Source organism: Streptomyces sp. NPDC005811 (assembly GCF_040630405.1).
Lineage (GTDB): Bacteria > Actinomycetota > Actinomycetes > Streptomycetales > Streptomycetaceae > Streptomyces.
This window is the reverse complement of record NZ_JBEXXK010000009.1, coordinates 86,470-105,762: the sequence shown is the minus strand read 5'-3', so window position 1 is coordinate 105,762 and position 19,293 is coordinate 86,470. Positions and strand designations below refer to the sequence as shown.

The following is a 19,293-nucleotide window of genomic DNA, read 5'->3' as shown; positions in this document are numbered from 1 at the left end:
GTCACGCCCTCTATCTCCGGTTGCAGACCGCCCGCGCAGAGATCCGATTCCGAGTCGATGTCCGGGCGCTCCCGGCATCCGACAATTTCTCCTGTGCAGCAGAACAACAGGGCCATTCACTAGCAGGAGAGAGCCGTCCGGTGCCACCCGTGACAACAGACGGACAACAGCCGAGCAACGAACCGTTGGTTGACTCCATCGCGTACCCTGCATGCCCCGATGCCGTGTTCGGCGAGGCCCCTTCACTTCCAGCGCCGCCCAGGAGGGCCCACCCGGTGAACTCACGACAGGAGCTGCGGTTCGGCGTGCTCGGTCCCGTCGAGGTGCTCAAAGGCAACGTTTCCCTCGATCTGGGCCCCCGGCAGCGCCGGCTGCTGCTCGTCCGTCTCCTTCTGGAGGACGGCCGGCCCGTCTCGCAGGACACCCTCTGCCGCGATCTGTGGCCGACGGACCGGCCGACGGGCGCCGCCTCCTCCGTCCGCGCGCACATCAGCAGGCTGCGCGCGGTCCTCGACCCGGTCCGCCAGGGCCGCTCCACCGTGCTGGTCAGCGGCCCCGCCGGGTACGCGCTGAAGACCCCGGCCGGGGCCCGGGACACCGCCGTCTTCGAGGAGTCCGTGAGCCGGGCCCGCGAGGCCCTGAGGAGCCGCCGGCTGTCCACCGCCCGGCAGGAGATCGACGCCGCGCTCGGGCTGTGGCGCGGCGAGGCGCTGGCCGAGGCCACCGAGCACGCCTTCGCGATACGTGAGCGCACCCGGCTCGACGGCGCCCTGCACGACGCCAAGGAACTCCAAGCGGCGATCCTCGTCCAGCAGGGCGAGACGGAACCGGCGATCGGCGTCGCCCAGGGCCTCGTCCTCAAGGCCCCGCTGCGGGAGACGTCCTGGGCGCTGCTGATGCGCGCCCTGTACGCGGCCGGCCGGCCGGTGGAGGCGCTGCGCCAGTACGAGCGGTTCCGCGACATGCTCGCCACGGAACTCGGCCTGGATCCCAGCCCCCAGCTCAGGGACCTGCACACCGCGATCCTGCGGCACGACATCGTCGTCCTCGGCGCCCAGCCGCCGGCCGACCCGGTCACGGCCCCCTCCGTCGCCCCGCTCTCCCCCGGCCGCGAATTCACCTCCGCGTGCGTCCCACCGGAGCCCGCCGTCGCCGAGGTCACCCCGTTCGTGGGCCGGCAGGAGGAGCAGAAGCAGCTGGCCTCGCTGCTGTCGGCCGCGACCGCGGGCCGCCCCCGCTGGGCCGTGATCACCGGGGAGCAGGGCTCCGGCAAGACCCGGCTGACGGACGAGCTGTCCGCCTGGGCCGCCTCGACCGGGTTCACCGTGGCCCGCACCCGGGCCGGCCAGGCCCTGAGCGGGAACCGCGGGATCTCCCAGACCTGCCCCACCGTCCAGCTCCTGGACGCGCTGCGGCAGGACGGCAAGGACTCCGCCGAGGACGAGGAGGCGCAGAAGGACCCGCTCGCCACGGTCGTCGACGAGCTGACCCAGGGACCCACGCTGGTCGTCGTGGACGACCTCGACGAGGCCCCGCAGGGCTTCCACCGGCTGCTGCGGCGGCTGGCGAAGGTGCTGCGCGAGGCACCGGTGGTGTTCGTGTGCACCCTGCGCAACCCCGACGCCCCGGTGTCCAGCATGCTCCTCGCCGACCTGGCCCTGATCGGCGCGACCTGGCTGACCCTGGACCCGCTGACCGCCAGCGACGTGGCCGAACTGCTCGCGGCGCGCGGCGAGGAGGCCGGTCCCGAGGAGGCGGCGGCGCTGCACCGGCGCTGCGAGGGCCACCCGTTCGCACTGGCCGCGCTGATGGAACTGCCGCCCGGCCGGCGCACCGGCCCCGAGGCGCAGGTGCCGGCCGCCGTCCGCAACATCCTCCACGCGCGCCTGGTCGACCTGCCCGACCCGGCGCGGACCATGCTCACCTATGCCGCCGCCGACGGCGAATGGCTGGACCTCGGTCTCCTCGCCGACGTCCAGGGGCTGGCCCCCGACCAGCTGCTGCCGCTGATCGACGCGGCCGTCACCGCCCGGGTCCTGGTCTGGGACGGCGAGCCCGGCGCGGGCGGCTCCGGCCGCTACCGGCTGCCCGAGCTGCCCCTCGACGTCGTCCTGAGCACCCAGACCCCGTCCTCCCGGCAGATCCGGCATGCCGCGTTCGCCCGGGAGCTCGCGGCCCGCGACGGTGCCGACCCGGCGCGGCTGGCCCGGCACCTGCGCGCGGCGGGGCCGATGGCACCGGCCGCCCAGCGCTGAACTCCCTTGGAAACAGGTGTTGTTGGTCTTATCTTCGGCAACTCCGCTCCCTACGATCGGTGGATGACGCAACCGACGCAACCCGGACCACCCCAGGTGCCCCCGCCCGTCCCGTACGGCAGACCGCCCGGCCCTCCGGCGGATCCGGGCGCGGCCGCCGACCGGGTCTCCGGCGGGCTGCTGCTCGTCGGCGCGGCCCTCGCCGCCACCGGTTCCTTCCTCACGCTGGACACGTCGAAGGAGACCATCGGCAGCGGCAGCAGCAGCGCGGCGGTCTACCGGACCGTCGCGAAGGCGTGGTCGTACACCACCACGATCCCGGGCCAGAAGTCCCATTCGGTGACGCAGTTCGACGGCGTCCCGCTGCTCGTCGGCGCCCTCCTCGCCGTCGCCGCGGGCATCCTGCTGCTGACCGGCTCCGGCGGCCGGCAGCCCCTGGCCCGGGTGCTCGGCGTCACCGGCGCGGTGCTGCTGTTCGGTACGACGCTGACGGTGGCGGTCTCCACGGTCGGTGACAGCCAGTGGGACACCGGCGCCCGGTCCACGACCTTCGGCCCCGGCTTCTACGTGCTGATCGCCGCCTGTGTGCTGGGGCTCGTCGCGACCGTCCTCACCGTACTCAACACCCGGCGCCCCGCGACCGCTTCCGCCGCCGCTCCCGCCCCGTACCCACAGCCCTGGCCGACCGGCCCGGTCCCGCAGGCGTACCCGCAGGCATACCCGCAGGCCCCGCAGCCGCCGTACCCACCGGCCCAGTCCTACCCACCGGCCCAGCAGCCCCCGCCGCCCCCGCACCAGCCGCCGGCCCCGCCCACGAGCTGAGGGCGCGGGCCGCCCGTCACTCCGCCACGACCCCCGACCGCCAGGCCCACGCGGCGATCTCCACCCGGTTGCGGGCGGAGAGCTTGCCCTGGACGTTGCCCAGATGGGTCTTCACCGTGCCCACGGAGATGCACAGTTCGGCGGCGATCTCCGCGTTGGTGAGACCGGTCGCGACCAGCCGTACGACATCCGTCTCCCGGGCGGACAGCCCGGGGTCCGGGGCCGGGCGGGAGCGGCCGGCGGCGGCCGGGCCCGGGACGCCGCGCAGCAGGCGCAGCGTGATCGACGGGCTGACCAGGGCCTCCCCGGAGGCGGCGGCCCGGATCGCCTCGACCAGCAGGGCGGGACCGGAGTCCTTGAGCAGGAAGCCGCAGGCGCCGTCGCCGAGGGCGCGGTGGACGTACGCGTCGTCGTCGAAGGTCGTGGCCACCACGACCTTGGGCGGGTCGACCACCCCGGGCCGGGTGAGCCGGCGCAGGGCCTCGAGACCGTCCAGCCGGGGCATGCGGATGTCCATCAGCACCACGTCGGGGCGGAGCCGTTCGGCGAGTTCCACCGCGTGGAGGCCGTCCGCCGCCTGGCCGACGACCTCGATGTCGTCCTCGGCCGCCAGGATCATCTCGAAGCCGGTGCGGACCATGGCCTGGTCGTCGGCGATCAGCACCCGGATCGGCGTACGGCCCGTCATGCGGCGCTCCCCACGACCCGGTCCCCGTCCCCGTCCCCGGCCCTGTCCCCGTCCGTGCCCTCCTGTTCGCCCTCGCCCACCGGCAGGGTCGCCTCGATCCGCCAGCCCCCGCCGGGCGCGGGACCGGCCTGCACCCGGCCGCCGACCATGCCCACCCGCTCGGCCAGCCCCTTCAGCCCGAAGCCGCCGCCCAACGACTGAAGAGTCTGAAGCGTCTGAAGCGCCTGGTGGCCGCCGCGCGGGCGGCCGTCGTCGCTCACCGTCACGGTGACCCGCGGCCCGGACCGGACCAGCCGGACCTCCACCTCGGTGAAGTCGCGGGCGTGCTTGCGGATGTTGGTCAGCGCCTCCATCACCACCCGGTGCACGGTGGTCACCACCTCCACCGGCAGCTCCTCGCACGCCCCCTCGGTCCGCAGCACCGCCCGGCCGCCGCCGACCGGCGCGAACTCCTCGACGAGAGCGCGCACTTCGGCCATCCCGGCCAGCGGCGCCAGGGCCACGTCCCGCTCCTGTGGTGGCTTCTCCGGATCCGTCTCGCGCAGCATCCCCACCATCGCCCGCATCGACTTCAGCGCCTCCGCGCCCGCGTGCTCAATCCGTTCCAGCGCGGGCGGCACCAGGTCGGGACGGCGGGCGGCGACGGAACGGGCGCCCTGGGCCTGGATGACGATGCCGGTGACGTGGTGGGCGACGAAGTCGTGCAGGTCCCGGGCGAACTCCGCGCGCTGCTCCAGCCGTACAGCACTCTCCCGGCGCCGCCGGTCCGCGACGACCAGCCGTACGGTCAGGCCGATCGCCAGAGCCGCCGTCGCGGCCAGGGTGAAGAAGAACGCCAGGACCACGCTGCCCAGATCGATCTCGACGGCCAGCGGACGCAGGACGATCGCCGCCATGGCCGCCGGTACGGCAGCCGCCGCCGCCCTCGGTGCTCCCCGCCAGGCGGTCAGCGTCACCAGCCCCAGCAGCGCGGCCGGTTCGGTGAAGGCGACCACCGGCTCCACGGGAGAGTAGGAGTCCAGCCGGTGCGCGAGCCCCGCTACGACCTGGACGGCGGCCGTCGTGGCGAGCGACAGCGCCGCGGCGCCGGCGGTCACCAGCGGCAGGCTCCGGGTGCCGAGGCGGGGCCAGAGCAGCAGGGCGGCGCACGCCGACAGCGCCGAGATCAGCACCAGCGGGCCGACCGTCTCGGCGTCCGCCTGGTCGAAGGCCTTGCTGAGCCGTCCGAACGCGCCCACCCCGTAGTCGAAGGCGCCGAGGGCGAGCAGCAGCACCACGACCGCGGGCCACACCGCCGCCCGCAGCCGCGCCACCCGCCGCCACGCCACCTGCCGCCACGCCACCTGCCGCCACGCCACCTGCCGGGCCCCTTCCCCGGTCCATCGCCAGGACTTCATGCCCGGAGCGTAGCCGGGGGGTCGGCCGAAAGTCGTAGCGCTGCGCCGAAGATCGGTCTTTCGCCAGAGCCGCCGCCCGGGCACACCGGGCGAGAGTGGGCACCGCCGCCGGTCGTCACCGGCAACCACCCGCCCCCGCCGAGGAGTTCACCATGGGCAACGTCCACTTCGAGATCGGTGCAGCGACCGTGCTGGGGCCGCTGCTGGCCGCGTTCGGTGTGCTGGTGGCCGTGCGGGCACGGCGGGGCCGGGCCGGCTGGACCGGGCAGCACGCCGTGACCCGGCTGCTGGCCGCCGCGTACGCCGCCGGGGTGCTGGCCCTCACGCTCTTCCCGGTCGTCGTGACCTACGGCGAGTACGCCAACCTGATGCCCTGGACCAACCAGATCAACTGGATCCCGGTGCCCAGCCCCGACCCGAGCATCGCCGCCAATGTGCTCCTGACGGTCCCGCTCGGGATGCTGCTGCCGCTGATGACCGCCCGGATCGGCACCAAGGGGCGGGTCACCGCCGTCACGGCCGCGGTGAGCCTGGCGATCGAGCTGTCCCAGCTCCTGATGTACGTCGTCGTCAACAACGCCCGGCTGACGGACACCACCGACCTGCTCGTCAACACGCTCGGCGGCTACCTCGGTTGCGTGGTCCTGTACCGCGCGGCCAGGATCCCGGCCGTCGCCCGGCTGCTCGGCTCCCTCGCCCTGCCGGGCTCCGCGTTCGCGTCGGACGGGCCGGCCTCGGCGCGTCCGACGATCCACCCGGCCGGGGAGCCCACCGCCACCCGCTCCTGACCGTCCCCCCGACCCCGGTGCCCGCGGACGATCCCCCCGTCCGCGGGCACCGGCTGTTCACCCCTGCGTGCGGAAGAGCACGGCGGCCCGCGCGCGCTCGGCGCGGCGCTTCAGCAGGTAGGCGTACGGTGACGCGCCGTAGGCGAGCGTGAACTCGCGGCTGAGCAGCCCGGCCGCCAGGTCCGCGGCGACGGCGAGCGCGAGGACGTCCAGCGGTCGCGCGTACTCCCGGTCGATCCGGTCCCTGACCCGGCGCAGCCGCGCGAGGTCGTCCAGGCGCCGCGCCGCGAGCAGCGCGCGCCGCCATCCCGGGTGACACATGACGGAACCCCCCTTCCCCGTGTACGGCTCAGCGCAGTTCCTGGATGCGGACCAGATTGCCCGCGGGGTCGCGGAAGGCGCAGTCGCGGATGCCGTACGGCTGCTCGGTGGGCTCCTGGACGACCTCGGCGCCCCCGGCGGTGACCTTCTCGAAGGTGCCGTCGAGGTCCGGGGTGGCGAGCAGGATCCAGCCGTAGGTGCCCTTGGCCATCATCTCGGCGATGGTGCGGCGCTCGGCCTCGGTGACGCCGGGGTCGGCGGCGGGCGGGGCCAGCAGGATGGACGTTCCGGGCTGCCCGGCGGGGCCGACGGTGATCCAGCGCATCTTGCCCTGTCCCACGTCGGTGCGGACCTCGAAGCCGAGGACGTCACGGTAGAACGCCAGGGACGCGTCCGGGTCGTCGTGCGGGAGGAAGGTCGTGTGAATGGTGATGTCCATGGCCTTCACGCTAGCCCCGGCCCGGTGCGGGGCGCTTCTCCGAAACTGACCGGTCGGCCCCGGTAGGAAATCCCGGCCACCGGCCATTGCCTGGTGAAGAGCCGAGATGAGGAGACGGTGCGTGACCGAAGTCCAGCGCTTCCGTGACCTGTACGAGGAGTGCCAGCCGCGGGTGCTCGCCTATGCCTCCAGTCTGGTGGGCCGGCAGGTCGGTGAGGACATCACCAGCGAGACCTTCACCGGCCTCCGCGCAGGCGGCCCGGGCGGGGCTCACGGCGGGCACGCTGGTGGACTACACGGCCACGGTCGAGGCGAAGTGGACCGACCGGCAGGTGAAGACCCCGAAGTAGCCTCCGCCGGCCGGCCCGGACCGTGGTCAGGCCTTCGCCGCGTCGTACTCCTCGCGGGCCTTCTCGATGGCCGCCATCCGCAGGTCCGTCCAGTGCGCGAGGGCGCGGACCTGTTCGGCCGCCTCGCGGCCGAGATCGGTGAGGGAGTAGTCGACGCGGGGCGGGATCACGGGCTTGGCGTCGCGGTGGACCATGCCGTCGCGCTCCAGGGTCTGGAGGGTCTGGGTCAGCATCTTCTCGCTGACCCTGCCGATCCCCCGGCGCAGCTCGCTGAACCGGTACGGGCGGTCGAGCAGCGCGATCAGGACGAGGGTGCCCCAGCGGCTGGTGAGGTGTTCCAGGGCCCCGCGCTGCGGGCACATCGCGTCCCCACCGACAAGCCCCACCCGTCCCCCGAGCGCCGCCTCCGTTGCTGCCATGCCCCCACCTTACGACCGCCGCGCACCGGTACGGGAGCGGGAGCCGACGCCTGGGCGGGAGCGGGAGCGGGTGCCGGGGCCTGGGCGGGAGCAGGAACCGGTGCCGGAGCGGGAGCCGGAGCCGTTGAGGGAGCCGACACCGGAGCCGATGCCCCGGAGCCGGGGCGGGAGTCGGGGCCGGAGCGGGAGCCGATGCCCGGAGCGGGAGCCGGGGCCGGGGCCCGGGCGGGAGCTGGTGCCGGAGCGGAAGCCGGTGCCGGAGCTGGTGCCGGAGCGGGAGCGGGAGCGGGAGCGGGAACCGGAGCCGATGCCCGGGACTCGGGGCGGGGGCCGGAGCCGGAGGGGGGGCCGGGGCCGGAGCCGGAGCCGTTGAGGGAGCCGACACCGGAGCGGGAGCGGGAGCTGGTGCCGGAGCCGGTGCCGGGGCCGGGGCCGGAGCCGGGGCCGGAGCCGGTCAGGGAGCGGGAGGCGGAGCCGGCGCCGGAGCCGATGCCCGGAGCAGGGGCGGGAGTCGGGGCCGGAGCGGGAGCGGGAGGCGGAGACGGGGCCGGAGCCGGAGCCAGCACCGGAGCCGGAGCAGGAACCGGAGCCGTTGAGGGAGCGGGAGGCGGAGTCGGAGCCGTTGAGGGGGCGGGAGGCGGAATCGGAGCCGTTGAGGGAGCGGGAGGCGGAATCGGAGCCGTTGAGGGAGCGGGAGGCGGAGTCGGAGCCGTTGGGGGAGCGGGAGGCGGAGTCGGTGTGGGTGGGTCCGGGGTGGGCGGGCGCCTCGATCGGACCAGCAAGAATCGGCGTCGGGCTTGCGGCGCGACCAGACTCGGACGCGAAGGGGCCCGGGGCCGGGCATCCGTCCGCGGTGATCGGGCGGGGGCTCACCGTCCCCACTTCGTCAACTCCCCTCATTTTCAATCCCCTTCGTTCCCTCTCCCTCTCTCCCTCTCCCTGTCCTTCTCCGGGCGCCGACGCGCGTCCGGGACGGTCCCGGGCGCACTGACGCGCGTCCGGGGCCGCTTCCGAAGGTCGTCGAGGTCGTCCGAGTCGGTCCCACCCCCACTGCCCGCCGTCCCCACCGGGACCGGTGAAAGGAACCCCCATGCGCTCACGCACCGCAGCCGCGACCACCGTCGCCCTGAGCACCGCCGCCCTCCTGCTCGTCCCCGCGGCCGTCCCGGCCGCCACGGCCGCCGCCGACGGGAACCGCCCGCGGATCAGCGGCCATCGCGGCGCCGCCGGGTACGCGCCCGAGAACACCCTGCCGTCCTTCGACAAGGCCGACGCGCTCGGCATCGACTGGGTGGAGACCGATGTGCAGCGCACCAGGGACGGTGAGCTGATCCTGCTGCACGACCGGGACCTCCGGCGGACGACGAACGTCGAGTCGGTGTTCCCGTCCCGCGCGGACCACCCGGTCAGCGACTTCACCGCGGCCGAACTGGCCCGTCTGGACGCGGGCAGTTGGATGGGGGCCCGGTTCGCGGGCACCCGCATCCCGACCCTGGCCGGGACCCTCGACCGGCTGGACCGCAACGGCCAGAGCCTGCTGCTGGAGATCAAGCAGCCGGACCTGCATCCGGGCATCGAGGGCGACATCCTCGCGGTGCTCGCCCGCAAGGGCTGGCTGGACGGCGGCCATGTCGACCACCGGCTGATCGTCATGAGCTTCGGTACGAACTCCGTGCGCACGATCCACCTCAAACGCCCGGAGCTGAAGACGTCCGTGCTGGTCAGCGCCCGCCCGTCGGCCGCGGCCCTGCGCGGGTACGCGACCTACGCCGACCAGGTCAACCCGGACTACCGGCAGGTCTCCGGCGACTTCGTGGCCGCCGTGCACGCGCTCAAGGGCGCGCACGGCAAGCCGCTGGAGACCATCCCCTGGGTGATCAACACCGCGTCGGCGGCCCGGACCGTCGCCGCGTGGGGAGCGGACGGCATGACGAGCGACCTCCCGGACGTGGCCGCCCGGGCCCTCGGCTGAACACCGCAGGGACGCCCGGAACCCCCGCCCTCAGCCGCCGCGGGCCGCCTTCACGAACGCGGTGATGAGGGCGGGGTCCTTGACGCCCCGGCTGCTCTCCACCCCGCTGGAGACGTCGACGCCCCAGGGCCGGGTGGCGGCGACGGCGTCCCGGACGTTGTCGGGGGTGAGCCCGCCGGCGAGCAGCCACTTCTCCCCGGAGCCGGCCGGGGTCCACCGGGACCAGTCCCAGGCGACCCCGGACCCCGGCACCGGGGCGTCGAGCAGCAGCATGTCCTCGCCGAGTTCACCGCAGCGCGGCACGGAGTCGCCGAAGGCGGCCGCCCGGATCAGCGTCCAGCCGCCCGGGGCGAGTGCGTCGTAGTAGTCCCGGTCCTCCGGGCCGTGCAGCTGGACGGCCCGGATGCCGGACTCGGCGGCCACGGACCGTACGTCGTCGAGGGGTTCGGCCCGGAACACGCCGACGGTCAGGACGTGTGCGGGCACCCGCCGGGCGAGCCGTGCGGCCGTGGCGGGGTCGATCCGGCGGGGGCTGGCGGAGAACACGAACCCGATGGCGTCGGCGCCCGCCTCGACGGCCGTGTCGACGTCCCGCTCGGTGCTCAGACCGCAGATCTTGACGAAAAGGGGGTCACTGGAGTTGCTCACGGCCCCAAGACTGCCGCATCGGGGCCGGTCACCGCACCCAGGAATGTGACGCAGGTCACATCACGCCGGCCGATGACTTCGCACGCGCCCCCGAGTCCCCACCATGACGGCAACGACCCATGCCACCACCCTCGTCGCCGACACGCTCGCGGAGCGCTAGGCTCCGCACGGTGACCATTTGACCCGTTTGGTCACCTCTGCACCCCTCTGTTCCTCTCACCTCCCCAGGAGGTTGCGGTGGCCTCGCGACTCAACCCCTACCTCAGCTTCAACGGCGACGCCCGGGCGGCGCTGGAGCACTACAAGGACGTCTTCGGCGGCACGCTCGCGCTGAGCACCTTCGGCGAGTTCGGCCAGGCGGGCACCCCGCAGGCGGACCAGATCATGCACGGCATGCTGGAGGCGCCGAACGGCTTCACCCTCATGGGAGCCGACACCCCGCCCGGGATGGACTACAGCCCCAGCGGCAACGTCTCGGTGAGCGTGAGCGGCGACGACGACGCCGAACTGCGCGGCTACTGGGAGAAGCTGTCCGCCGGGGCCGAGGTGTCCGTCCCGCTGGAGAAGCAGATGTGGGGCGATGTCTTCGGCATGTGCACGGACCGCTTCGGCATCACCTGGCTGATCAACATCGGCCAGCCGCAGGGCTAGGGCGGCCCTAGACCTCGTACTGGCCGACCTCCAGGAAGTACCGCAGGTCCTCGGGGGTGCCGTCCAGGGCGGCCGAGGCCGCCGCGCGCAGGGCGGCGCTGATGTCGGTCCGCGCGAGGATCCGCGCCACGGCGACCCGGTCGTCCTCGGCCCGGGCGAGCCGGTAGCCGGTGGCGAGGAAGGCCGCCCGGTCCGCGGCGGTGCCGTCGAGGGCCTTCCCGGCCTCCCGCCGGACGGCCTTGCCGCTGCCCGGGTCGGCCAGGAGCCGGGCGATCGCCACCGAGTTGTCCTCGTCCTGCGCGAGCGCGAGGCCCGTCTTCAGGAAGGCGCGCAGATCGTCGACGGTCCCGTCGAGCGCCTCCTGGGCCTCCCGGCGTACCGCCTTGCCCGCGCTCTCGTCGGCGAGGACGCGCGCGACCGCGATCCGCAGCTCGTCCTCCGTCATCGTGTCGTACGGCGACCCGTCCCCGGCCGCGGTGGAGGCGGCGGTGGCGGAAGCGGCCGTCGTCGCGGTCGCCGCGAAGGACGGCGAGGCGAGCAGCAGGGCCGGGGTCAGCGCGCCCACGGCAAGGGCGAGCGCCGCTCGGTTGGCTCTCATTGTCGTTCCCCCATGATTGATTGGCTCGGTGCCGGCGGGTCCATCCTCCAGATGCGAACAGCGCCGCGCACTGCGCGGACCGGGCAGTCTTGACCGCCGGTTCGTTGCCGGAACACGAACGCGGGGGGCGTGGTGACGGGGGAGATACCCGAGCAGTACCTGGACGGCTACACCCGGCTGCTGACGGAGGTCACGGCCACCGGCCGCCGGCTGACCCGGGCGGAGCTGGAGTCACGGCGCGCCCTCGGCGAACGGGCCGCCGACGCCGGTCACGGCCTGCGCGCCCTGGTCAGCGCCCATCTGACCGCCGCCCGCTCGGTCCGGCCCGGCTCCCCCCGCACCGCGGGCTCCGCCGACGGCACCCTGGCCGCCGTACAACAGGTGATAGACGCGCTGGCGGAGGGGTACGAGCGGGCCGGGCGGCTGGCCGTGCGGCGGGAGGAGGCGGCCCGCCGGGAGTTCATCGACGACCTGCTCTACGGCCGCAGCGACCTGGGCCGTCTCGCGCAGCGCGCCGAACGCTTCGGCCTGCGCCTGTCGCACACCCACGCCGTCGCCGTCGCCCGGGGACCCGCCGCCTACGACGAGGGCGACCCGGTGCCCCGCGCGGTGGAGCGCGCGCTGCTCGCCCGGTTCGGCGACCGCGACGTGCTGCTGACCACCAAGGACGGTCTGCTGGTGTGCGTGGCGCCGGGCCACCGGGACGAGATCCTGCCCGTCTTCGCCCGGCAGGCGCGGGCCGCGACCGGCGGCGGCCGGGTGGCGATCGGCCGCCCGCAGCCGGGCCCCGGCGGGATCGTCCAGTCCTACGAGGAGGCGCTCAACTCCCTGGAACTCGCCGGGCGGCTGGGCCTGGCCGACGCCGTGCTGCGCGCCGCCGACCTGCTCGTCTACCCGGTCCTGACCCGCGACCGGCAGGCGATGGCCGACCTGGTCCAGGCCGTCCTCGGCCCGCTGACCACCGCCCGCGGCGGCGTCGGACCCCAACTGGCCACGCTCACCGCCTACTTCGAATCGGGCTGTGTCGCGGCCCAGGCCGCCCGCCGACTGTCGCTGAGCGTGCGCGCCCTGACGTACCGGCTGGAACGCATCCACCAGCTCACCGGCGTCGACCCCGCCGACCCCGCGCACCGCTACACCCTGCAGACCGCCGTCATCGGCGCCCGTCTCCTGGACTGGCCCGCCCAGCCCCTCTGACGGCACCCCAAGGGACCAACGCGGCCCCACAGCCCGCCCACGAAAACGACATGAACGGTTCACATCATGTCCACATCCGGCGGGTTGAGGGGAAAGGAACCGGCCATTGACTCTCCCCGCGCGCCTCGAACACGAAGCCGTATGGGGAGAACACCGTTTCCTTTAGGGGGACCGCAGTGGCGTCCGCAGTGGAGGTTTCCGGCGCGCCGGAACCCGACAGACCCGTTCCTCGACGGCTGCACACGGCCCGGGGCCTCGGTGACCGGATCTTCCGGTACCAGCTGACGGCCACCGGGGTCACCGTCCTCGCCATCATGGCGGCCGTGGGACTGTTCCTGCTGCTGAGGGCCGGTCAGGCGCTGCGCGCCCGCGGGTTCGGCTTCCTCACCACCGCCGCCTGGCAGCCGGACGTCCACAACTTCGGGATCGCGGCCGTCCTCACCGGCACCCTGCTGATCGCCCTCGTCGCGGTGACGATCTCCGTGCCGCTGGCCGTCGGGACCGCGCTGTTCATCTCCGACGTGGCCCCGCGCGGGCTGCGCCGCACCCTGGTCACCATGGTCGACCTGATGGCCGCCGTCCCGTCGGTGGTCTACGGCCTGTGGGGGCTGTTCTTCCTCCAGCAGCACGTGATCGGCCTGTCGCGCTGGCTGTCGACCTGGTTCGGCTGGATCCCTCTGTTCGCCGTCGACGGCACCCGGCCCGGTGAGCCGCTCGCCTCCGACAGCGTCTACACCGCCTCCACGTTCGTCGCCGGGATCGTCGTCGCGCTGATGGTCGCGCCGATCCAGTGCTCGGTGATGCGGGAGGTGTTCGCCCAGGCGCCGGCGGGCGAGCGGGAGGGCGCGTACGCGCTCGGCGCCACCCGCTGGGGCATGATCCGCGCGGTCGTCCTGCCGTACGGCAAGGGCGGCATGATCGGCGGCACCATGCTGGGCCTCGGCCGGGCGCTCGGCGAGACCATCGCCGTCTACCTGATCATCTCGCCGGTCTTCACCATCCAGCCGCACGTCCTGCAGACCGGCTCGAACTCGGTCTCCTCGCTGATCGCCCTGCACTACGGCGACGCGTCCACCTTCGGCATGTCGGCGCTGATGGCGGCGGGCCTCGCGCTGTTCCTGCTCACCCTGGCGGTCAACTTCACCGCCTCGTCCATCGTGGCCCGTTCCCGGTCCGGCGCACAGAGCGAGGCATGAGATGACGGTCGTGGACCACGCCCCCGCCCAGCCTGCCGGGGCCACCGCCGAGGCCACCGCCCCGGCCCCCGAACTCCCGGACGTACCGCGCCGCATCGGCGGCCCGACCCGCTCCGGTGTCCTCTCGCTCTCCGGCGCCGCGGCCTCCGGACTGTGCGTCGCCGTCCTGCTGTTCGGCGAGATCGCCCCGTTCTCCGGCAGCCTGGGCTTCACCGTCACCGCGTACACGGCCTTCCTCGCCGTCTACGCCGTCCTCACCGCCCTGGAGGAGGACGGCCAGGCGGTCCGCGACCGGGTGATGACGGTGGTCCTGTGGACCGCGGCCGGGCTGCTGTTCAGCGCGCTCGCCCTGGTCGTCGGCTTCACCGCCTGGCGGGGCCGCGAGGCGCTCCCGCACGGCAACTTCTTCACCCAGGACATGCAGGCGGCCGGCCCGCTCGACCCGCTGTCCCACGGCGGCATCGCCCACGCGATGCTCGGCACCCTGATCATGATCGCCATCGCGCTCACCATCACGGTCCCGCTGGGCCTGGCCTGCGCGGTGTACCTCAACCAGATCCCCGGCCGCTTCTCCCGGTTCGTGCGCACCATCGTCGAGGCGATGACCGCGCTGCCCTCGATCGTCGCCGGTCTCATGGTGTACGCCGTCTGGATCCTCGGCCTCGGCATGCAGAAGTCGGGTCTGGCGGCGGGCTTCGCGATCAGCGTGATGATGCTGCCGATCGTGATCCGCGCCTCGGACGTGGTCCTGCGCCTGGTGCCCGGCACCCTCACGGAGGCGGCGGAGGCCCTCGGCGCCCCCCGCTGGCGGACGGTCTGGCACGTCGTCCTGCCGACGGCCCGCTCCGGCCTCGCCACGGCGGTCATCCTCGGCACCGCGCGCGGTATCGGCGAGACCTCCCCCGTCCTGCTGACGGCGGGCTTCACCGCGGCCCTGAACGCCGACCCGACGAGCGGCCCGATGGTCTCCCTCCCGCTGGCCGTCTTCAACTTCGTCAAGTCCCCCGAGCCCACGATGATCGCCCGCGGCTTCGGCTCGGCGGCGGTCCTGATGGCCATCGTCCTGATCCTCTTCGCGATCGCCCGGGTGATCGGCGGCAGGGGCCCGGGCCACCAGACGAAACGCCAGGCACGACGAACGGCGCGAGCGTCCCGACGGGACGCCGAACGATACGCCGACGGCAACTCCCCCGGGGGCGCGGGGAACTGCGCGACCAGCCACAGACAGCCCGCACCCGACAACGGAGACAGCGACCGATGATCACCGCCCTCAGACGGCTCGGCATCCTGGCCGCACTCATAGGCATCCTCGCCACAGCGACCCCCGCGTCGGCCGACACCTACACCCCCATCGCGGGCGCCGGCTCCACCTGGGCGGAGAACGCCGTCGACGAATGGCGCAGGGCCGTCAACCAGTACGGCATGCGCATCAGCTACGCCGGCACCGGTTCCTCGGACGGCCGCCGCCAGTTCCTGTCCGGCACCGTCGACTTCGCCGTCTCCGACATCCCGTTCCAGACCAACCCCACCGACGGCAGCGCGGCCGAACGCCCCGCGCAGGGCTCGTACGCCTATATGCCGATCGTCGCCGGCGGCACCGTCTTCATGTACCACCTGACGGTCAACGGCAAGCGGGTCACCAACCTCCGCCTCTCCGGCGACGTCGTCACGAAGATCTTCACCGGGGCCGTGAAGACCTGGGACGACCCGGTGATCAAGGCGGACAACCCGGGGCTCCAGCTCCCGCACCGCCCGATCGTGCCCGTGGTCCGCTCCGACGGCTCCGGCTCGACCGCCCAGTTCACGATGTGGATGGCCAACCAGCACAAGGCGCTGTGGCAGGCGTACTGCGCCCGGGTCGGCCGCTCGGGGGCGTGCGGGCAGACCTCGTACTACCCGACGGTCTCGGGGATGATCGCCCAGTCCGGTGACCTCGGTGTCGCCGGGTACGTCGCCCAGAACTACGGCGAGGGCGCGATCGGTTACGTCAACTACTCCTACGCCCTCAACGCGCACTATCCGGTCGCCAAGGTCCTCAACCACGCCGGCTACTACACCGAGCCCACCCCGCAGAACGTGGCGGTCTCGCTGCTCAAGGCGCAGATCAACACCGACAAGAACTCCGCCGACTACCTCACCCAGCAGCTGAACGGCGTCTACAACGACAGCGACAAGCGCAACTACCCGCTGTCCAGCTACTCGTACATGATCCTGCCGCTGAAGGTGCAGGGCACCTTCACCAAGGCCAAGGGCAAGACGCTCGGCGCGTTCTCCTACTACTTCATGTGCCAGGGCCAGCAGCAGGCGCCCGACCTCGGCTACTCGCCGCTGCCCATCAACCTGGTGAAGGCGGGCTTCGACCAGATCCGCCGGATCCCCGGGGTGCAGGCGCAGAGCATCAACATCCGCAACTGCAACAACCCGACCTTCACCACCAACGGCCGCAACAAGCTGGCCGAGACCGCGCCCTATCCCAAGGACTGCGACAAGAAGGGCGCCGCGCCCTGCACCACCGGCAGCGGCGGCGCCAAGTCGACCAGCGCCAACGGCGGTTCGGGCGGGTCCTCCGGCGGCTCCACCGGCGGGACCGGCGCGTCGGGCGGCACGGGCAGCGGCGGCGGCACCGGCGCGTCCGGCTCCGCCGGGCAGCCCTCCGTCGACCCCGACACCGGCCAGACCCTGAGCCCGGGCGGCACGGCCTCGGCGGGCGGCACCTCCGGGGGGACCGCGGCGGACGGCACGGTCGCCCTCGCCCAGCCCGTCGCGATCGCCGGGCACACTGGCTGGACCTCCACCCAGACGCTGATGCTGCTCGCCGCGTTCCTGGTCCTCGCGCTGATCCTGCTGCCCTCGCTGGTCTCCCGGCTGCTCCGCGGCGGCGACTCCTCGAACGGGGGGACGCGATGAAGGCCGTACGCCGCATCCTGGTCCGTCTCGTCGCCGGGGCCGCCGTGGGCGCCCTCGCCGGGCTCGCGGTCGCCCAGGCCGCCCCGCCCGCGACCGCCGCGGGCAACGGCGCCGACTCCGCCGTCACCGTCTCCGGGCGCGGCGAGTTCCAGGACATGAGGTTCACGGTCTCCCAGACCGCCGACCTCACCAGCCAGGCCGTCACCGTCTCCTGGTCCGGGGGCACCCCGAGCACCTTCGCGGGCACCCTGTTCGACACGGACTTCGTGCAGATCATGCAGTGCTGGGGCGACGACGACGGCACGGTGCCCGCCAACCCGGGCCCCTCGCGCACCCAGTGCCAGTACGGGGCCTCCCCCACCACCGACCGGGGCAGCTGGCCCGGCAACGACTACGACGACACCCGCCGGGTCTTCTACAACGCCGACCCCACCAACTACGGCCAGGACGACCGCTACGGCGCCTCCAACCCCAACGCCCCGGGCGAGGTTCCGTTCAAGCCGGTCAGCGGCGCGACCGTCACCTCCAACACCCAGAACAACCCGTACTTCAACCGCAACACCACCAACGAGATCGACTTCGCCCGCACCGGCGCCGACGGCACCGGCAAGGAGTTCTTCGAGGTCCAGACCGCCAACGAGGCCCCGCACCTCGGCTGCGGCGTCGTCGTGAAGACCGACGGCGTGTCCAGGCCGCGCAGCTGCTGGCTGGTGATCGTCCCGCAGGGCCGGCTCGACCTCGACGGCAAGCCGTACGCGGACCACAGCCAGGTCAACGCGGGCTCCCCGGTCTCCTCCACCAACTGGAAGAACCGCGTCGCGATCCCGCTGCACTTCAACCCGGTCGGCACCAACTGCTCCCTCGGCTCCGACGAACGGCCCACCACCGGCAGCGAGCTGGCCGCCGACGCCATGACGAGCTGGCAGACCGCCCTGTGCGCCACCGGCAAGGTCTACGGCTACACCGAGCTCGGCGAGCCCGACGCCCGCGCCCGCCTCGGCAACGACGGCTCCTCCGGACTCGCCTTCACCACCCGCGCGCTGGGCGCCGACGCGGGCACCAGCGCCCCGGACGACACCACCGTCTACGCGCCGACCGCGCTCTCCGGCACCGTCATCGGCTTCACCGTCGAACGCAGACCCAAGGCCACCGCCCCCGACGCCACCCAGAGACTCGCCGGGACCAGGGTCGAGTCGATCCGGCTCAACCCCCGGCTGGTGGCCAAGCTGCTCACCGAGTCCTACCGCAACTCCCCCTGGGGCGCGGTCGTCGGCACCACCGCCGCCCAGGGCTACGGCTGGGCGAAGGGCAACCCGGCCGGTCTGGCCGGCGACCCCGAGTTCATCGCGCTCAACCCCGAGTTCGCGGAGCTGTCGGTCGCCGAGACCCCGGCCACCGACACGGATCTGCTGACCTCGCTCGGCCACTCCGACTCGGCCCGCGCCGTGTGGCAGTGGATCGTCGCCGACAAGGACGCCCGCGGCTTCCTCGCGGGGGTGTCCGACGACTGGGGCATGCGGGTCAACCCGTACTTCAGCACCAACACGGACCTCAACCCCACCGGTTTCGCCTTCGACCCGGCGAACACCGACACCTACCCCAAGAGCGACCCGTGGTGCACGATCCCGACGGGCACGGGCGCCACCGAGAAGCAGTGCATGATCGACTTCCACCCGTACGTGGCGGACATGCACGCCGGCGCCCTGCACACCCTGCGCACCGACAGCCTGTGGAAGGCGACCTGGGACCCGCTGGCCAGCCCGCCCGCGTACAAGAACCCCGGCCCGCAGACCGTCGGCTCCCGCTTCATGATCACCATCACGGACGCCGCCTCCGCGGCCCGCTACGGACTGACGACGGCGAAACTGCTCAACGCCGCCGGCCGGTACGTCGCCCCCAGCGGCGTCTCCCTGACCGCCGCCGCGGCGAGCGCCACCGGCAAGGGCGCCCCCGGGATCAGCCCCGCCAAGGCCACCGCCAAGGACGCCTACCCGCTCGCCCAGCTGGTCTACGCGGCCGTACGCCCCGCGAAGCTCGACGCCGCCGCCCGCAAGGACTACGCGACCCTGCTGCGGTACGCGGCCGGCACCGGGCAGACCACGGGCGCCGACCCGGGCCTGCTCCCCACCGGATACGCCCCGCTGACGCGGACGCTGCGCACCCGCACCACCCAGGCCGCCGACACGATCCTGCACTACAAGGCCACCTCCACCGGGAGCGGCGACGGGTCGGCCGCGGGCGGCGGCTCCGGCGGCTCCACCGGCACGGGCGGCACCACCGGTGACCTCTCCGGCGGCACGACGGGCGGCGCCACCACCGGCGGCACCGGCGCGAGCGCCAGTGCCACGCCGAGCAGCGCGGCCTCCTACGACGGCGGCAAGGCCGTACAGACCACCGCCGCCGGCGCCACGCCCGCCGACCCCGCGAACCCGCTGCGCTACGCCGTCCCCCTCGGGGCCGCCCTCGGCGCCGTGGCAGGGGTGGGCGCGCCCTTCGCGGGCGGCGGCCGGCTGCGGCTTCCGCTGCGGCTGCCGCTCCCCGGCGGCCGCACGGTGACGGTCGTACCGGAGATCGCCCTGCCCGAACGGCTGCGGAGACTCCTGCGGCCCTGAGCGCCCCCTCGGGCGGCGCTCCCCACGGACGGC

Annotated in this window: 17 protein-coding genes; 10 read left to right on the top strand and 7 right to left on the bottom strand. The window is 73.6% G+C overall.

Features of this window, described 5'->3' with window-relative positions:
• Window positions 1-275: 275 nt before the first annotated feature.
• Together ABZ490_RS12230 and ABZ490_RS12225 are read left to right on the top strand one after the other, a co-directional pair.
• Complete coding sequence (locus tag ABZ490_RS12230; RefSeq protein ID WP_358988276.1) at window positions 276-2,255, top strand: BTAD domain-containing putative transcriptional regulator; 1,980 nt, start codon at window positions 276-278, stop codon at window positions 2,253-2,255.
• A 63-nt stretch (window positions 2,256-2,318) separates the two neighbouring features.
• Window positions 2,319-3,077, top strand: a complete 759-nt coding sequence (locus tag ABZ490_RS12225) for a hypothetical protein (RefSeq protein WP_358988274.1) — start codon at window positions 2,319-2,321, stop codon at window positions 3,075-3,077.
• A 16-nt stretch (window positions 3,078-3,093) separates the two neighbouring features.
• On the opposite strand, the gene ABZ490_RS12220 is transcribed toward ABZ490_RS12225, so the two are convergent.
• Both ABZ490_RS12220 and ABZ490_RS12215 read right to left on the bottom strand, forming a co-directional pair.
• Entirely contained in the window at window positions 3,094-3,765 is a 672-nt protein-coding gene (locus tag ABZ490_RS12220) for a response regulator transcription factor (protein ID WP_358988271.1), read from the bottom strand.
• Window positions 3,762-5,162 (bottom strand): histidine kinase, encoded by a 1,401-nt coding sequence (locus ABZ490_RS12215; RefSeq protein ID WP_358988269.1) that lies wholly within the window; start codon window positions 5,160-5,162, stop codon window positions 3,762-3,764. The genes ABZ490_RS12220 and ABZ490_RS12215 overlap by 4 nt, the downstream gene beginning before the upstream one ends.
• 152 nt (window positions 5,163-5,314) lie before the next feature.
• Here ABZ490_RS12215 and ABZ490_RS12210 point away from each other — a divergent pair, with 152 nt between their 5' ends.
• Window positions 5,315-5,950, top strand: coding sequence for a VanZ family protein (locus ABZ490_RS12210; protein ID WP_358988268.1), 636 nt, complete (start codon window positions 5,315-5,317; stop codon window positions 5,948-5,950).
• 57 nt (window positions 5,951-6,007) lie between these two features.
• Here ABZ490_RS12210 and ABZ490_RS12205 read toward each other — a convergent pair whose 3' ends face one another.
• From ABZ490_RS12205 to ABZ490_RS12195, 3 genes are all read right to left on the bottom strand, one after another.
• Window positions 6,008-6,271 (bottom strand): hypothetical protein, encoded by a 264-nt coding sequence (locus ABZ490_RS12205; protein ID WP_358988266.1) that lies wholly within the window; start codon window positions 6,269-6,271, stop codon window positions 6,008-6,010.
• Between the two features lie 28 nt (window positions 6,272-6,299).
• A complete protein-coding gene (locus ABZ490_RS12200) occupies window positions 6,300-6,710 on the bottom strand; it encodes a VOC family protein (protein ID WP_358988264.1) in 411 nt (136 codons plus the stop codon).
• A gap of 376 nt (window positions 6,711-7,086) precedes the next feature.
• Window positions 7,087-7,479 carry a helix-turn-helix domain-containing protein gene (locus ABZ490_RS12195; protein WP_358988262.1) on the bottom strand — a complete coding sequence of 131 codons (393 nt, stop codon included), beginning with the start codon at window positions 7,477-7,479 and terminating at the stop codon, window positions 7,087-7,089.
• 1,090 nt (window positions 7,480-8,569) lie between these two features.
• Here ABZ490_RS12195 and ABZ490_RS12190 point away from each other — a divergent pair.
• On the top strand, window positions 8,570-9,451 hold the full coding sequence (locus ABZ490_RS12190) for a glycerophosphodiester phosphodiesterase family protein (RefSeq protein WP_358988260.1): 882 nt from the start codon (window positions 8,570-8,572) through the stop codon (window positions 9,449-9,451).
• Between the two features lie 30 nt (window positions 9,452-9,481).
• Here ABZ490_RS12190 and ABZ490_RS12185 read toward each other — a convergent pair whose 3' ends face one another.
• Entirely contained in the window at window positions 9,482-10,099 is a 618-nt protein-coding gene (locus ABZ490_RS12185; protein ID WP_358988258.1) for a phosphoribosylanthranilate isomerase, read from the bottom strand.
• A gap of 237 nt (window positions 10,100-10,336) precedes the next feature.
• On the opposite strand from ABZ490_RS12185, the gene ABZ490_RS12180 reads away from it, so the two are divergent.
• Window positions 10,337-10,750, top strand: a complete 414-nt coding sequence (locus tag ABZ490_RS12180; RefSeq protein ID WP_358988256.1) for a VOC family protein — start codon at window positions 10,337-10,339, stop codon at window positions 10,748-10,750.
• A gap of 7 nt (window positions 10,751-10,757) precedes the next feature.
• On the opposite strand, the gene ABZ490_RS12175 is transcribed toward ABZ490_RS12180, so the two are convergent.
• The gene (locus tag ABZ490_RS12175) at window positions 10,758-11,348 is read right to left on the bottom strand and encodes an ALF repeat-containing protein (RefSeq protein WP_358988254.1); all 591 of its coding nucleotides are present in this window, start codon (window positions 11,346-11,348) and stop codon (window positions 10,758-10,760) included.
• 129 nt (window positions 11,349-11,477) lie between these two features.
• Here ABZ490_RS12175 and ABZ490_RS12170 point away from each other — a divergent pair, with 129 nt between their 5' ends.
• The 5 genes from ABZ490_RS12170 to ABZ490_RS12150 all read left to right on the top strand — a co-directional run bounded on the left by ABZ490_RS12170 (window position 11,478) and on the right by ABZ490_RS12150 (window position 19,260).
• Window positions 11,478-12,545 carry a helix-turn-helix domain-containing protein gene (locus ABZ490_RS12170; protein WP_358988253.1) on the top strand — a complete coding sequence of 356 codons (1,068 nt, stop codon included), beginning with the start codon at window positions 11,478-11,480 and terminating at the stop codon, window positions 12,543-12,545.
• Window positions 12,546-12,721: 176 nt separating this feature from the next.
• Window positions 12,722-13,741, top strand: a complete 1,020-nt coding sequence (gene pstC / locus ABZ490_RS12165; protein WP_358988251.1) for a phosphate ABC transporter permease subunit PstC — start codon at window positions 12,722-12,724, stop codon at window positions 13,739-13,741.
• A 1-nt stretch (window position 13,742) separates the two neighbouring features.
• Complete coding sequence (pstA, locus tag ABZ490_RS12160) at window positions 13,743-15,002, top strand: phosphate ABC transporter permease PstA (RefSeq protein WP_358988249.1); 1,260 nt, start codon at window positions 13,743-13,745, stop codon at window positions 15,000-15,002.
• Window positions 14,999-16,648, top strand: a complete 1,650-nt coding sequence (locus ABZ490_RS12155; RefSeq protein ID WP_358988247.1) for a phosphate ABC transporter substrate-binding protein PstS — start codon at window positions 14,999-15,001, stop codon at window positions 16,646-16,648. Before pstA ends, ABZ490_RS12155 begins: the two co-directional genes overlap by 4 nt.
• Entirely contained in the window at window positions 16,645-19,260 is a 2,616-nt protein-coding gene (locus ABZ490_RS12150) for a hypothetical protein (protein WP_358988245.1), read from the top strand. Before ABZ490_RS12155 ends, ABZ490_RS12150 begins: the two co-directional genes overlap by 4 nt.
• Window positions 19,261-19,293 lie beyond the last annotated feature (33 nt).